This is a genomic window from Georgenia deserti (genome assembly GCF_042680605.1).
Lineage (GTDB): Bacteria > Actinomycetota > Actinomycetes > Actinomycetales > Actinomycetaceae > Allobogoriella > Allobogoriella deserti.
The window spans coordinates 34,098-47,936 of the sequence record NZ_JBHUEE010000003.1 but is presented as its reverse complement, the minus strand read 5'-3'; the positions used below and the strand labels follow the sequence as shown (position 1 = coordinate 47,936).

General features: G+C 71.0%; 10 protein-coding genes. 9 read left to right on the top strand and 1 reads right to left on the bottom strand.

Annotated features, from left to right (window positions below; all coding sequences use genetic code 11):
- Positions 1 to 2 precede the first annotated feature (2 nt).
- The 6 genes from ACFSE6_RS07060 (at position 3) to pheA (ending at position 8,509) form a co-directional block, all read left to right on the top strand.
- Positions 3 to 1,049 (top strand): ABC transporter ATP-binding protein, encoded by a 1,047-nt coding sequence (locus ACFSE6_RS07060; protein WP_388004171.1) that lies wholly within the window; start codon positions 3 to 5, stop codon positions 1,047 to 1,049.
- Entirely contained in the window at positions 1,046 to 2,119 is a 1,074-nt protein-coding gene (locus tag ACFSE6_RS07055) for an ABC transporter ATP-binding protein (protein ID WP_388004168.1), read from the top strand. The genes ACFSE6_RS07060 and ACFSE6_RS07055 overlap by 4 nt, the downstream gene beginning before the upstream one ends.
- Complete coding sequence (locus ACFSE6_RS07050) at positions 2,067 to 3,212, top strand: LacI family DNA-binding transcriptional regulator (protein WP_388004165.1); 1,146 nt, start codon at positions 2,067 to 2,069, stop codon at positions 3,210 to 3,212. Before ACFSE6_RS07055 ends, ACFSE6_RS07050 begins: the two co-directional genes overlap by 53 nt.
- A 22-nt stretch (positions 3,213 to 3,234) precedes the next feature.
- Positions 3,235 to 4,110: a DUF5926 family protein gene (locus tag ACFSE6_RS07045; protein ID WP_388004162.1), complete on the top strand. Its 876-nt coding sequence runs from the start codon at positions 3,235 to 3,237 to the stop codon at positions 4,108 to 4,110.
- 67 nt (positions 4,111 to 4,177) lie between these two features.
- Positions 4,178 to 5,086, top strand: coding sequence for a glycosyltransferase family 2 protein (locus ACFSE6_RS07040; RefSeq protein ID WP_388004159.1), 909 nt, complete (start codon positions 4,178 to 4,180; stop codon positions 5,084 to 5,086).
- A gap of 2,442 nt (positions 5,087 to 7,528) precedes the next feature.
- On the top strand, positions 7,529 to 8,509 hold the full coding sequence (gene pheA / locus ACFSE6_RS07035) for a prephenate dehydratase (protein ID WP_388004156.1): 981 nt from the start codon (positions 7,529 to 7,531) through the stop codon (positions 8,507 to 8,509).
- 69 nt (positions 8,510 to 8,578) lie between these two features.
- Here the strand turns inward: pheA and ACFSE6_RS07030 are convergent, their stop codons facing one another.
- The gene (locus ACFSE6_RS07030) at positions 8,579 to 9,805 is read right to left on the bottom strand and encodes a diacylglycerol/lipid kinase family protein (RefSeq protein ID WP_388004153.1); all 1,227 of its coding nucleotides are present in this window, start codon (positions 9,803 to 9,805) and stop codon (positions 8,579 to 8,581) included.
- A 127-nt stretch (positions 9,806 to 9,932) separates the two neighbouring features.
- Here ACFSE6_RS07030 and serS point away from each other — a divergent pair, with 127 nt between their 5' ends.
- The 3 genes from serS (at position 9,933) to ACFSE6_RS07015 (ending at position 13,803) form a co-directional block, all read left to right on the top strand.
- Complete coding sequence (gene serS / locus ACFSE6_RS07025; RefSeq protein WP_388004150.1) at positions 9,933 to 11,201, top strand: serine--tRNA ligase; 1,269 nt, start codon at positions 9,933 to 9,935, stop codon at positions 11,199 to 11,201.
- Positions 11,198 to 12,067 (top strand): HAD family hydrolase, encoded by an 870-nt coding sequence (locus tag ACFSE6_RS07020; protein ID WP_388004147.1) that lies wholly within the window; start codon positions 11,198 to 11,200, stop codon positions 12,065 to 12,067. The genes serS and ACFSE6_RS07020 overlap by 4 nt, the downstream gene beginning before the upstream one ends.
- A gap of 356 nt (positions 12,068 to 12,423) precedes the next feature.
- Entirely contained in the window at positions 12,424 to 13,803 is a 1,380-nt protein-coding gene (locus ACFSE6_RS07015; RefSeq protein WP_388004144.1) for an ABC transporter substrate-binding protein, read from the top strand.
- The last annotated feature ends 36 nt before the right edge of the window (positions 13,804 to 13,839 follow it).

Genomic DNA, 13,839 nt, shown 5'->3' with positions numbered 1-13,839 from the left:
CGATGCGGGAGACCGTGCTGACCGTGGAGGACCTGCGTACCCACTTCGCCACCGACGACGGCCAGGTCCGTGCTGTTGACGGGGTGAGCCTGTCGATCCCCCGCGGCAAGACCGTATGCGTCGTCGGAGAGTCCGGTTGCGGCAAGTCCGTCACCGCCCGATCGATCCTCGGCCTGGTCGATCCGCCCGGCAGAGTCGTTGACGGTCACATCTGGTTCCGAGTCGCACCGGGCGCGGAGCCGGTCGACCTGGCGGCGCTCGACTCGCGAAGCGAGCGACTGCGACGCATCCGCGGCAACGACATCGCCATGGTCTTCCAGGAGCCGATGGCGTCACTGTCGCCCATGTACACGGTGGGCCAGCACTTCGTCGAGGCTGTTCGGCTGCACCTGGATCTGAGCAAGGACGAGGCACGGGACCTCGGGATCTCCCTGCTACGTCGTGTCGGTATCCCGAATGCCGAACATCGGATGGAGGCTTACCCGTGGCAGCTCTCGGGAGGGATGTGCCAACGGGTGATGATCGCGATCGCATTGGCGTGCGGGCCCGCTCTGCTCATCGCGGATGAACCGACGACGGCTCTCGATGTGACGACCCAGGCACGCATCCTCGACCTTCTGGCCGAGCTGCAGGAGGAGACCGGGATGGCGATGATGTTCATCACTCACGATCTGGGCGTGGTGGCGGAGATCGCCGATGAGGTTGTCGTGATGTACCTAGGGACCATGGTCGAGCAGGGGCCGGTCGACGAGATCTTCCATGATCCCAAGCACCCGTACACCCGGGCTCTGCTGGAGTCGATTCCCACGATGGGATCTGGCCGCCGCAGCCGGCTGCCGTCGATTCGCGGTCAGGTACCGCACCCCCTGAACCGCCCACCTGGCTGTCCGTTCCACACCCGATGTGACAGCGCGGTCCGCGGCGTGTGCGACGTCGAGGATCCCCCGACGGTGACGTTCGGGCGAGACCGGCGAGCTCGCTGTGTTCTGTACGACACGGCCGCCTTCGCCGGTCAGGTTCGCCGGACCCCCACGACGGAGACGCAATGACCGACGCCGCAACCACCAGCACCGGCGTCGGCCGGGACGAAGGCACCGTGCTGCTCCGGCTCGAGCGGCTACGCAAGGACTTCCCGATCCGTGGCGCCGGCCTGTTCGCCCCGGCCACTGGCACCGTGCACGCCGTCAACGATGTGGACCTCCAAGTACGTGCTGGGGAGGTTTTGGGGTTGGTCGGCGAGTCCGGCTGCGGCAAGACCACCCTCGGCCGGTGCCTCGTGGGCATCGAACGCCCTACCGCCGGTCGGGTGCTCTACCGGACCAGTGCCGAGGATGTCGTCGACCTGGGTGGAGTCGGCACCCGCGAGCTGCGCCGGTACCAGAGGGAGATCCGCGTCATCTTCCAAGACCCGTTCGCCTCGCTCAATCCTCGTATGACCGTCTTCCAAACCATCGCCGACCCATTGGTCCGGCACCGACTCGCCCGTGGTCAGGAAGTCGAGGACCGTGTGACGGAGATGATGCGCCGTGTGGGGCTCTCTCCGGGACATCGCGACCGGTTCCCACACGCGTTCTCCGGTGGCGAGCGGCAACGTATTGCCATCGCGCGTGCACTGATCGTGCGACCACGATTGGTGGTAGCGGACGAGGCAGTCTCGGCCTTGGACGTCTCGGTCCGCGCCCAGATACTCAATCTGCTCAGCGACCTACGCGAGGAACTGGACCTCACCCTCGTCTTCATCAGTCATGACCTGTCTGTGGTCGAGAACATCTCGGACCGCGTCGCTGTCATGTACCTGGGACAGGTGGTGGAGGTGGCGGACACAGAGTCCCTCTACCGGGCACCGCGTCATCCGTACACCGAGGCGCTGCTCTCGGCGGTGCCGCAGGCAGAACCCCGCGGTCGCCGCAAGCGTCGCCGAATCCGCCTCTCCGACGACCTCCCGGACCCCGCAAACCCACCGCGCGGGTGCCCGTTTCACACGCGTTGTCTCTACGCGGACGAGGAATGTGGCATTCATACTCCCGAGCTGAAAGGCGACCACGCCGTCGCGTGCCACCACACCGATGCGCTCCACCTCGCGGGGGTGGATGAGCAGGACGATGACGCCGGTAGATGACCGTCCGGGCCCCGATCGGCGCGGCGGTAGCCTCAGAACCGTGGTGAAGAGACGCCGGGGTCAGCCGGTACGACCCCGTCTGACTGACGTTGCCGCCATCGCTGGGGTGTCGATCAAGACCGTCTCCAACGTGATCAATGGGTACGAGTACATCGCTGAGGAGACTCGCACCCGGGTGCTGGACGCCATCGACGAGGTCGGCTATCGGCCAAATCTCTCTGCGCGGAACCTTGCTCGCGGTCGCGCCGGGGTCATCGCGCTGGTGCTGCCGAAGCTGGACATGCCCTACTTCGCCTCACTGGCACGCGAAGTCATCGAGGAGGCCGAGCGGCACGGTTGGTTCGTCCTCATCCGACAGACCCACGGCGAGCTGGCCTCGGAACGGGAGGCGATCGCCGGTGGCCTGCCGCAGCGGATCGACGGTCTTGTCGTCAGTGCGCGCGGCCTGCGCGCCGAGGACGTGCGGGACCGCGGTGATGACACGCCATTGGTCTTTCTCGGGGAGCAGTACCCAGCTGGTGTCGCCCCGCACGTCGGCATCGACAACGTCGCTGCGGCCCGCACCGCGACCGAGCATCTGGTCGAGATCGGCCGACGTCGTATCGCCATGGTCGGCGCCCGGGCTGACGTTCCGGATGACCAGCGCACCAGCGGTTACCGAGCGGCGCTCGAGGCCGCCGGGCTTCCCGTCCGGGCCGCCTGGATGAGCCCGGTCGAAGCGAACTCCGGCGAGGAAGGGGAGCGTGCTGTCGCCGAACTGTTCACCGATGCGGACGAGATGCCCGACGCCATCTTTGCGATCACCGACTGGGTCGCGCTCGGCGTCGTGCGCGCCCTCCATCTCCGCGGGCTTCGAGTTCCGGAGGATGTCGCCGTCGTCGGCTTCGATGACATCCCGTACGGCCGCGCCGTCACCCCGGCGCTGACGACGATCTCTCCGGATCGTGCCGAAGTGGCGGCCGGCGCGCTGGAACTCCTCGAAGAGCAGATCCAGGCAGCGCAGCGTGGTGAGCGCGCCAGCCCGACCGAGCGCCAGGTCCGATTCAGGTTGCTCGTGCGGGAGAGCACCGCGGCTCGCCAGACCCCCGGCTGAACTCCACGTACCCTGGTGCGCCATGGGTAAGAAGAGCCGCAGGAAGCAGTCCGGCCCGCCCGCGCAAGCGAAGCCGAAGGCCGCGAAGGTCGAGTACGTCGAGCGCCCGTTCGAGGGGCTGCCGGGTGAGACCGACCTGGTCGCCATGCGTGAGATCGTCCCGGCGGCTACCGCGACCGTGCGGACCACCGCCGAGCACGGTGGTGCCGACGTCCAGCTCGTCACGCTGCTGCCCGACTTCCTCCCCGCGCTGCGCCGTGAGGACGGCACGGTCCTCGTCGCGCTGCAGACGGCCTCGCACTCCGGGGACGCCTCCCGTGACGTCGCCGTCGCGCTGCTCGCCGCACTGGAACTCGAGCCGGGGCAGCCGTTGCGCTCGACCGGCATCGTCGAGCCCGGGCCGCGGCTGCAGGACATCCTCGACCTGTCCGTGACGCCCGAGCTCGAGGTACACGACTCCTTCCAGTTCTGGATCGACGAGGACACCGCGGCCCAGCCCGACGTCGCCGCCGCACTCGAGCAGGCGAACGCCAACATCGTGCCGACCGTGCGCATCGAGGGCGTCACCTCCGCCTACTGGTGCCGGATGAGCCGTGAGTTCCTGCGCTGGGCACGCCCTGAGGAGCCGGAGCAGGTCCTCGACGGCATCGCCCGGCTGCATGCCGAACGTGCCTCCGCGGTGGAGGAGGATGCCAAGTTCGTCGGCGCCTTCCGGGCCTGCGGCCTGTCCATCCCGGTCTGGGAGCTGGCGCGAGGGACCGAGGCCGAGGAACTCACCGAGCCGGCCGCCGCCTTCGAGAAGCGGCTGAGCGAGGCGATCGCCGTCACCGATCCGCTCACCCCGGAGCAACGCCGTGCCCGCGCCGGCATCGTCTCGCGTCAGGTGAGCCTGCGCTGAGGTTCCACCTGCCTCCCGACGGCGCTGCATGCGCGGTCTTGGTCCGATCCGTGGCTAGGCTTGACGTGTGACGTCAGCAGGAGCGCGGTCGCAACGGGTTGCCGTCGTGATCCCGGCCAAGGACGAGGCCGAGAGCATCGCGGCAACGGTTCGTGCGGCGCGCGCCATCCCGCACGTCGACCTCGTCCTCGTCGTCGACGACGGCTCGATGGACGAGACCCAGCACGCCGCCCGCCGGGCCGGCGCCGTCGTCGTCCGGCACTCCGTCAACCGTGGCAAGGCCTCCGCCATGGAGACCGGGGCCTCGGTGGTCGCCATGCGGGATGTGGAAGGCGCGCCGCCTCGGCTCCTGCTGTTCATCGACGCCGACCTCGGCGAGACCGCCGTGGCCACCTCACCGCTGGTGGCGCCCGTCGTCGCCGGTACCGCGGACTGCACCATCGCCGTTCTCCCGCCGCAACCCGGCGCCGGAGGCCGCGGCATCGTCACCGGCCTGGCGCGCAAGGCCATCGAACGCACCACCGGGTGGCACGCCACCCAGCCGTTGTCCGGTCAGCGCTGCCTGACCCGGGACGCGTTCGACGCCGCGACACCGCTCGCCCGCGGCTGGGGCGTGGAGACCGGGATGACGATCGACCTGCTCGTCGCCGGCTTCACCCTGCAGGAGGTGCCGTGCGACCTGCGGCACCGCCCGTCGACGAACAACCTCGCCGGCCAGCTCCACCGCGGCCGCCAGTACCGTGATGTCACGCTCGCCGTGAGCGCACGCCGGGTGCGCGGCGTCCGTGTGCCGCACGCACGCCGCGGCGACAACCCGGCCAGACAGAAGCCCGGCCGGCCCTACCGCGCCTGGGCCACGCCGCCGGAGGGTGAGTCCTCCGACGGGGCATCGGCGGACGCGCCGCCGTCGTCCGACAGACCGTCGCCGGGCTCGTCGCCGTCGGCGCGTTCGGGGCCGGATCCCGCCGGGAGCTGAGCGGCCCGCGAGCGGCCCAGCAGCCAGCCGGTCAGCACGGCCACCAGCAGCGGCACGGCGATGGAGATGGCGATCGCGGGCAGGACGATGCCGGAGTCGTTGGCGGCGAAGCCGATCACGAACGTCACGCCCAGGGAGATCAGCGCCGGCCGCAGCATGGCCGCCAGCCGCGCGACCCCGGGGGTCCGTTCGCCGGTCAACCAGCCGTAGGCACCGGCGCGGCTCGAGCGTGCCGCCTCGCGCAGCGGCCGGGCGAGCAGCAGCAGGACGACGATGATCCCGCCGATCGCCATCAACGTCAGGACGGACCCGAACAGGTTGGCGAGGTTCTGCTCGACCTTCCGGATGACGATCGGCCAGAGTCCGCCGTCGAGCACGGTCTCGACGAACCGACCCAGGTGGGTCCGGTCCTCGGGCGGGCGCAGCCAGTCCAGCAGGGAGAAGCTCGCGGCGAGGACACCGGTGGCGGCCAGCACGAGCAGAATCCGTTGCCAGGTCAGCCGTACCCCCGCCACCAGCAACGCGAGGATGAGCATGCCGGGGATCAGCGCCGGCGGACCTCCGAAGTCCGCGCCGATCGACGGGTGGCCGACCAGGACCACGGCGACCGCGCCCAGGGCGAGCACCAGGGCCGCCGCCCGCTTCCGGTGCCCGCGGCGCACCAACGGATCGGCGAGGCACGTGGCCACGAGGATCAGCGAGGCCGCGAAGAGCGAGAACGAGGAGTTGTTGAAGCCGTAGAACCGCCCGCCCACCTCGGGTTGGATGCCGAGCAGTGCCGAGACCTGCAGCCGGGCGCCGGTCACCACGTCGACCGCGAGCACGGCAGCGGTCAGGCCGGCCACCACGGCCACCGGTGTCAGCAGCTGCGACCGCCACGGCCGGGCGAGCGCGATCGCCGCGATTCCGATGGTGATCATGGCGACGGCGCCCAGGTGGACGAGCGCCGGATTGTCGGCCTGCCACCACGGCAGCAGGTTCGCCAGGTAGGAGGCGACGGGCAGCGAACCCACACCGACCGCGACGGCCCGCACCGTGCGCAGCGGGGCGCCTGGCCGACGCGAGCGCAGCGCGGCCGCCGTCCGTGCGGCGGCGGCGCTGCGACGGCGGTCGAGCCATGCGGCGGTGCGGTCGAGGAAGCGCCGGTTCAGCCCGACGATGACCGCCGCGTACAGCAGCAGGTTGACGAGCACCAGGACGGAGGTAAACGGGCCGCGCAGCGGACGCACCGCCGCGGCGTGCCGCTGTTCGTCGGCGAGGTCGTCGACCCGCTCGCGTGCGGTGCCCTGATCGGGGGACGCCAGGGCCGGTGCGCCGACGAGTCCGGGCGGTGCGTCGACGTCGAGCATGCGCAGGATCGTCGGGGTCAGGTCGGTGGACTGGATCATGCCGGGTTGGCGGGTGGACCGGCTCTCGAGCAGGGCGCCGCCCTCGTCCGGTAGCTCGCCGAGCACCTCGGGGCCGTCGGCGAGTGCGAGCTGCATCGCCGCCACCGAGCCGGAGTCGGCCACGGAGGCGAGCAGGATGGTCGCGTTCGGTGACACCGCCCGGACGGCCTCGACCACGGCGCCGACGCGCTCGTCGAGCCGGGCGACCTGCTCACTGCGTTCAGGGGAGGTCAGCAGCCACGCCTCGTCCGGCTCGGGCGCCGGCGTCTCCTCCGGATCCGGTTCTTCGGTGGCCGTCTCGTCCTCGGGCACCGGATGGACGAGCGGACGGTTGTGGTCCCGGACGGCACCGACGTCGACCATGGCCAGGTCGTGACCCGGAAGGTGGGACGTCAGGGACGACTGCAGTACCGCGGGCTCGCTGTCGGCAAAGAGGTAGTCCCCGGCGACGACGCCGTTCCGGCCGGCCAGCCCCACCGCGGCGCCGGGGCCCACCGCCAGCGCCGAGATCTCGGCGTCAGTGAGGACGTCGCCGAGGAGTCCGGGGCGGGCGTCGTACCCGTCGACCGCGGCGGCCTCGAGGAACCCCTCCCACGCCGGCACGGACCCCTCGCTGTCCGGCGAGAGCAGACGCCGGCACGTCCCGTAGTCCTCCATCGGCTGGTCCGCAGCGCGACGCCCGGAGGAGACGGCGAGCCAGCCGTCGGCGGGGCAGGAGAAGGAGCGCACCGAGCGCGCGACGAGGTTCGCGGCCGCTCCGCGCTCGGCCAACTCCCACAGGTTCGGGGTGGCCAGTGCGGTCAGGTCCTCCCAGCGCAGACCCGCGGTGCCGATGACGACGACGTCCGGACCGTCCCCGGCCCGGTCGTCCTGGGCCGACTGCGCGTTCCGGTCGGGCGGGTCGCTCTGACCGGCCGCCGCCAGATTGCTGCCCATGGACAGCACGAGGGCGAGCATGACGAGCACGGCAAGGGTCACCACGACCCACTTCTGCCAGTTGTTCCTCCTGCCCACGTCTGCAGCCTACGTGCGGGGCGCGGTTAGCCTGGCGCCTGTGACCACGCACACCACGGATCCGTCCAGGACCGGGTCCCGCCGACCCCGATACGCCTACCTCGGCCCCGAGGGCACCTTCACCGAGTCCGCCCTGCTCCAGGTGACCGGGGGCGAGGACACCGAGAGCTTCCCGTGCAGCGACGTCGTCACCGCGCTGGAGATGGTCCGTGCCGGTACGGCCGACTACGCCGTCGTCCCGATCGAGAACTCGGTGGAGGGTGGGGTCAACGCCACCCTCGACACGCTCTCGACCGGCGAGCCGCTGCTCATCGTCCGCGAGATGCTCGTCCCCGTCGCCTTCGTCCTGTGCGCCCTGCCGGGCACCCGTCTCGAGGACGTCCGTCAGATCTCCACCCACCCGCACGCGTGGGCCCAGTGCCGTGGCTGGATCGGCCGGAACCTCGACGGCGTCACCCACGTCCCGGCTACCTCCACCGCCTCCGCCGCGGCGTTGCTCGCCTCGGGCGAGCCGCAGTCCTTCGACGCCGCGCTGTGCTCCGAACTCTCCGCGCGCGAGTACGGCCTCGAGGTCCTCGCCTCCGGGGTGGCGGACAACCCGAACGCCGTCACCCGGTTCGTCCTCGTCGCCACTCCGGGGCACCTGCCGGAGCCGACCGGGGCGGACAAGACGACGCTGATGGCACACCTGCCGGACAACGAGGCCGGCGCCCTGTTGCGCATGCTCGAGCAGTTCGCGACCCGTGGGGTGAACCTCTCCCGGATCGAGTCCCGGCCGATCGGCGACTCGTTGGGCCGGTACTCCTTCTCCATCGACGCCGAGGGGCACCTCGCTGACGAACGGGTCCAGGCGGCCTTGGTCGGCCTGCACCGGGTGTGCCCGATCGTGCGTTTCATGGGCTCCTACCCGCGGGCCGACGGCGTGCGGCCACGGTTGCTGCCCGGCACCACCGATGCGGACTTCCGGGCCGCGCGCGACTGGGTGACGAGCCTGCTCGGCTCAGGCTCCGGGTCCGAGTAGTTCCGGTCCCAGGTCCGAGTGGGCCCGGTCCGCCGAGTCAGCGGCGCGCACCGGATCCGGGCCCCTCACTCACGGGGTGCGGACCACCAGACCGCCCTTCTCGACCCGGGCGTGGACCGCCGTCGCGTAGCCGACGAGATCGCCGTCGACCTGGACGTGCTCCGGCTCGTCCGTGCGGACGGTGAGGGACCTCGCCCGCCGGAACTCGATCGAGCCCGTGGTGTAGGGCATGCGGTCCTTGCGGATGCCCAGGCCCTGCAGCGTGACCTTGCGCAGCAGGTCGGCCCACCCGATGAGGCCGCCGCGGGTGTCGAGCACGGCCACGTCCAGCCAGCCGTCGTCGAGCTGCGCGTCCGGGAACAGCACGACGCCGCCCGGCAGCCGGCCGCAGTTGGCGAACAGGATGGTCCGCGCGGTGAACGGCTCGCCGGGGCCCGAGTCGCCCAGTTCGGCCGTGGCGTGGACCTTCCGGCCGGTGAGGTGCCGCACGCCGGCCACGAAGTAGGCGATCCAGCCCAGCTTCGCCTTGAGCTCGTCGTCTGCGCCGGAGACCATCGCGGCGTCGAAGCCGAGCCCGCCGATGACGAGGAACACATGCTCCTTGTCCGGCTCCGGACTGGGGGCAGGGACCTCGCCGGTAGCCGGGGCGGCGGGATCGAGGTCACCGATGTCGGAGGCCTCGCCGGAGTCGGTCCAGTCCGCCGACCGTGCGGTCGAGGCGTCCTCGCGGCCGCGTACCTTCGCCTCGTCTGCGGGCGAGAGCGGCTCGGTGCGCAGCCAGCCGAGGTCCATGGGCCGGTCGCGGCCGGTCAGCGCGGTGGCGACGGTCTCGCGCAGGCTGCCGATCGGCAGGTCGAGGTTGCGGGCGAGCAGGTTCCCCGTCCCGAGCGGGACGATGCCCATCGGGACCTCGGTGCCGTGCAGGGCCTCGCCCACCGCGCGCATCGTGCCGTCGCCGCCCGCCGCGACCACCACCGACGCTCCTGCGTCCAGCGCCCGCCGTGCCTGACCGAGTCCGGGATCGTCCACCGTGGTCTCGAACCACATCGGCTCCTCGAGCCCGGCCTCGGCCGCCGTCTGCATGATCAGGTGCCGCAACCGCTGGACGTCGTCGGCCTTGGACGGATTGACCACGACGGCGGGCGGCCCGGGCCGGGCATGCCGCTCCGGTTCGGTCTCCGTCACGGAGAACGGTGGCGTCCGGCTCCGGACGGCGTGCCAGGCCACCGCTCCGATCACCACAGCGACGACCGCCAGCACCAGGGCGGCGAGCGCCACCCACTGTTCCCACGCCATGAGGGGCAACGTACCGGCAGGTCGCCGGCTCGGCGCGGCGGAACGGCACGGCGGGCCCACGGTCGGCGACGACAGCGTGCCGTGAGGGTACCGGCCGGTGTCGGTACGCCCATTAGAGTCGGGGATCATGATCGATCTGCGAGCCCTGCGTGAGGATCCGGAGACGGTCCGCGCCAGTCAGCGCGCCCGCGGCGCGGACGAGTCGGCGGTGGACGCCCTGCTGGAGGCCGACGTCCGGCGTCGCTCCGCGCTCACGCGCTTCGAGGAGCTGCGCGCCGAGCAGAAGCAGGTCTCCAAGTCGGTCGGGAAGGCCTCACCCGAGGAGCGTCCGGCCGTGCTCGCGCGGGCCAAGGAGCTGTCCGAGCAGGTCAAGGCCGCCGAGGCCGAGGCCGACGAGGCCGCCGCCGAGGTGGACCGGTTGCTGGACACCTTCCCCAACGTCATCGTCGACGGGATCCCGGCCGGTGGCGAGGACGATTTCCGCGTGCTGCGGGAGGTGGGGGCGCCGCGGGACTTCGCCGCGGAGGGCTTCACACCGAAGGATCACCTCGATCTCGGCGAAGGGCTGCGGGCCATCGACGTCGCGCGTGGGACGAAGGTGGCCGGCGCGCGCTTCTACTACCTCACCGGCATCGGCGCGCGGCTCGAGCTCGCGTTGCTCAACGCGGGCCTCGATCAGGCGCTCGCGGCGGGGTTCACGCCGATGATCACCCCGACGCTCGTCACCCCGCACACGATGCGCGGCACGGGGTTCCTCGGCGCGCACGCCGCGGAGGTCTACCACCTCGAGGAGGACGACCTCTACCTCACCGGTACCTCGGAGGTGGCGCTGGCGGGGTATCACGCCGACGAGATCCTCGACCTGAGCGGTGGGCCGCAGCGGTATGCCGGGTGGTCGACGTGCTACCGCCGCGAGGCCGGCTCCTACGGCAAGGACACTCGCGGGATCATCCGCGTCCACCAGTTCAACAAGCTCGAGATGTTCGTCTACGCGCCGATCGAGGACGCGGCGGCCGAGCATGAGCGACTGCTGGCATGGGAGGAGGAGATGATCGCCAAGGTCGAGCTCCCGTACCGCGTCATCGACACCGCCGCCGGCGATCTCGGCCTGTCGGCAGCCCGGAAGTTCGACTGTGAGGCGTGGCTGCCCACCCAGCAGCGGTACATGGAGATCACCTCGACCTCGAACTGCACCACGTTCCAGGCCCGCCGTCTCGGGATCCGCGAACGCCACGGGGGCGGCACCCGCCCGGTCGCCACACTGAACGGCACCCTGGCGACCACGCGGTGGATCGTCGCGCTGCTGGAGAACCACCAGCAGCCGGACGGATCGGTGCGCGTGCCGGAGGGGTTGCGGCCCTACCTCGGCGGCCTCGAGGTGCTCGAACCCGCATGAGCGGCACGGACACCACGGCGCTGAGGGAGCGGGCGGCACACTGGCGGACCCAGGTCCCCGCGGGCCTGCCGCCGGCCGGACCGGACCTGATGGTCGCACTCGACATCGACGGCACTCTGCTCTCGCACGACGGTGAGCTCACCGCGGAGGTGCGAGCAGCGGTCGCGGAGCTGCGGGACGCGGCGGCGCACGTCGTGCTGGCCACCGGGCGGTCGGTCCAGGGGACGCTGCCGGTGGCGCGTCAGCTCGGGCTGAGCGACGTCCCGGCGGTCTGCTCCAACGGTGCGGTGTGCCTGGCGCTGGCCGGAGGTGACTACGAGCTCACCGACGTCGTCACCTTCGACCCGGGTCCCACGGTGCGCCTGCTGCGCGAGGAGGTCCCGCAGGCGCTGTTCGCCGTCGAGGATCTCGGCCGGGGGTTCAAGGTCACTGCCCCGTTCCCGATGGGGGAGCTGACCGGTGAGGTCGAGGTGGTCAGCCTCGAGGAGCTGGTGGAGGCCCCCGCAACCCGCGTCACGGTGCGGGCGCCGGACCTGTCCAGTGAGGACTTCCACGACCTCGTCCAGCGGGTCGGCCTGCACGGGGTCGGGTACGCCGTCGGGTGGTCCGCATGGCTCGACATCACGCCCGAGGGCATCTCCAAGGCGAGCGCCCTGGAGATGCTGCGGGAACGTCTCGGCGTCGAGGCGGGCGCGACCGTGGCGATCGGTGACGGCGGCAACGACCTGGAGATGCTGGACTGGGCCGCCCACGGCGTCGCCATGGGGCAGGCTGCGCCGCACGTGACGGCCGTGGCCGACGCCGTGACGGCGACGATCGAGGAGGACGGTGCCGCCGTCGTCCTGCGTGCCCTCCTCGCCCGCTGACCCGACCGAGCGGCCCACCCACCGCCACCCCCACCCGCCGCCGCCCCCGGTCGCGACTCGTCAGTTTTGTGCCGACTTGTCGATCATGTGCTGACTTGTCGTATCGCGTCGAGAGGTGGCAGCTCGGCACAAGGTTGACCAATGGGCACATCAGTGACGAGTCGCGGGCCCCGGGTGGGTGCGCTCCCACGGTGCCGAGCCACGGTGCGTAAGTGTTGTCGGATCGTTACCGGTTTGCCGCGGGATCCGGTTGATTTCCTGCCTCCGGGGGGCTTCAGTAAGGCTGACCAGAGCAGGCCGCCCGTGCCCACATCCGAGTCGTGGTGCGTGCCCGCCCACGTGACAAGGGAGACGCGATGAGTAGGACGATCAGGCGCCGGACGACCGCGGGGATCGCGGGCGTCGCGGCCCTCACCCTGACCCTGGCCGCCTGTGGCGGTGCCGGCGACCTCAACGGTGGCGGCGGTGGCGGCGGGGGCGACGACGCCGGCGGCGACGCGGACTGCTCCGAGTTCGAGGAGTACGGGACCTTCGAAGGGGAGACGGTCACCCTCTTCACCTCGATCCGAGAGGTCGAGGCCGACCAGCTCCAGGACTCCTTCGCCCAGTTCGAGGAGTGCACGGGCATCACCGTCGAGCACAACGGCTCCGGTGAGTTCGAGCAGCAGGTCGTCGTGCAGGCCGAATCGGGCAACGCTCCCGACCTTGCCGCCTTCCCCCAACCCGGCCTGCTGCAGCGTATGGCCAATGACGGACACCTCGTCGAAGCGCCGGCGGAGGTCGAGACCAACGTCGACGAGGGCTGGACCGAGGACTGGAAGAGCTACGGCACCGTCGACGGCACGTTCTACGCGGCACCGTTGATGTCGAACGTGAAGTCCTTCGTCTGGTACTCGCCGTCGGACTTCGAGGAGAACGGCTACGAGGTCCCGGAGACATGGGATGAGCTGATGGACCTCACCCAGCAGATCGCGGATGACCACGGCTCGGACAGCGTCAAGCCGTGGTGCGCCGGTATCGAGTCCGGTGGCGCCACCGGCTGGCCGGCCACGGACTGGATCGAGGACATGGTCCTGCGCACCGGCGGCGGCGACGTCTACGACCAGTGGGTCAGCCACGAGATCCCGTTCAACGACCCGCAGGTCGTCGAGGCCGTCGACATGGCCGGTGACATCCTGAAGAACGAGGACTACGTCAACGGCGGCATCGGCGACTCGCGCTCCATCGCCACCACCTCGTTCAACGACGGCGGCCTGCCGATCCTCGACGGCAACTGCTTCCTGCACCGGCAGGCGAGCTTCTACGAGGCGCAGTGGCCCGAAGGCACCGACGTCGGGCCGGACGGTGACGTCTACGCCTTCTACCTGCCGAGCGTGAACGCGGACGAGACCCCCGTCCTGGTGGCCGGTGAGTTCGTCGGCGCGTTCAACGACAACGAGGCCACCCAGGCGGTGCAGCGCTTCCTCTCCTCCGACACCTGGGCGAACACGCGCGTCGAGATCGGCGGCGTCATCAGCGCGAACCTCGGGGTGGACCCCGAGCTCGCCTCCTCCGACGTGCTGCGGCAGTCGATCGAGATCCTCCAGGACCCGAACGCCGTCGCCCGCTTCGACGGCTCGGACATGATGCCGTCCGAGGTCGGCGCCGGCTCCTTCTGGTCCGGCATGGTCGACTGGATCAACGGCTCGGACACCGAGAGCGTGCTCGACGGTATCGAGAACTCCTGGCCGAACTGACGCCTGGGCGGGCGCGCGGCAGCACGCCGTGCGCCC

Bases quoted from the DNA above. Each gene is read 5' to 3' on its own strand.
- ACFSE6_RS07060 (WP_388004171.1), top strand. From the start codon at position 3: ATGCGGGAGACCGTGCTGACCGTGGAGGACCTGCGTACCCACTTCGCC.
- ACFSE6_RS07015 (WP_388004144.1), top strand. From the start codon at position 12,424: ATGAGTAGGACGATCAGGCGCCGGACGACCGCGGGGATCGCGGGCGTC.
- serS (WP_388004150.1), top strand. From the start codon at position 9,933: ATGATCGATCTGCGAGCCCTGCGTGAGGATCCGGAGACGGTCCGCGCC.
- ACFSE6_RS07020 (WP_388004147.1), top strand. From the start codon at position 11,198: ATGAGCGGCACGGACACCACGGCGCTGAGGGAGCGGGCGGCACACTGG.
- ACFSE6_RS07045 (WP_388004162.1), top strand. From the start codon at position 3,235: ATGGGTAAGAAGAGCCGCAGGAAGCAGTCCGGCCCGCCCGCGCAAGCG.
- ACFSE6_RS07055 (WP_388004168.1), top strand. From the start codon at position 1,046: ATGACCGACGCCGCAACCACCAGCACCGGCGTCGGCCGGGACGAAGGC.
- ACFSE6_RS07030 (WP_388004153.1), bottom strand. From the start codon at position 9,805: ATGGCGTGGGAACAGTGGGTGGCGCTCGCCGCCCTGGTGCTGGCGGTC.
- ACFSE6_RS07050 (WP_388004165.1), top strand. From the start codon at position 2,067: ATGCGCTCCACCTCGCGGGGGTGGATGAGCAGGACGATGACGCCGGTA.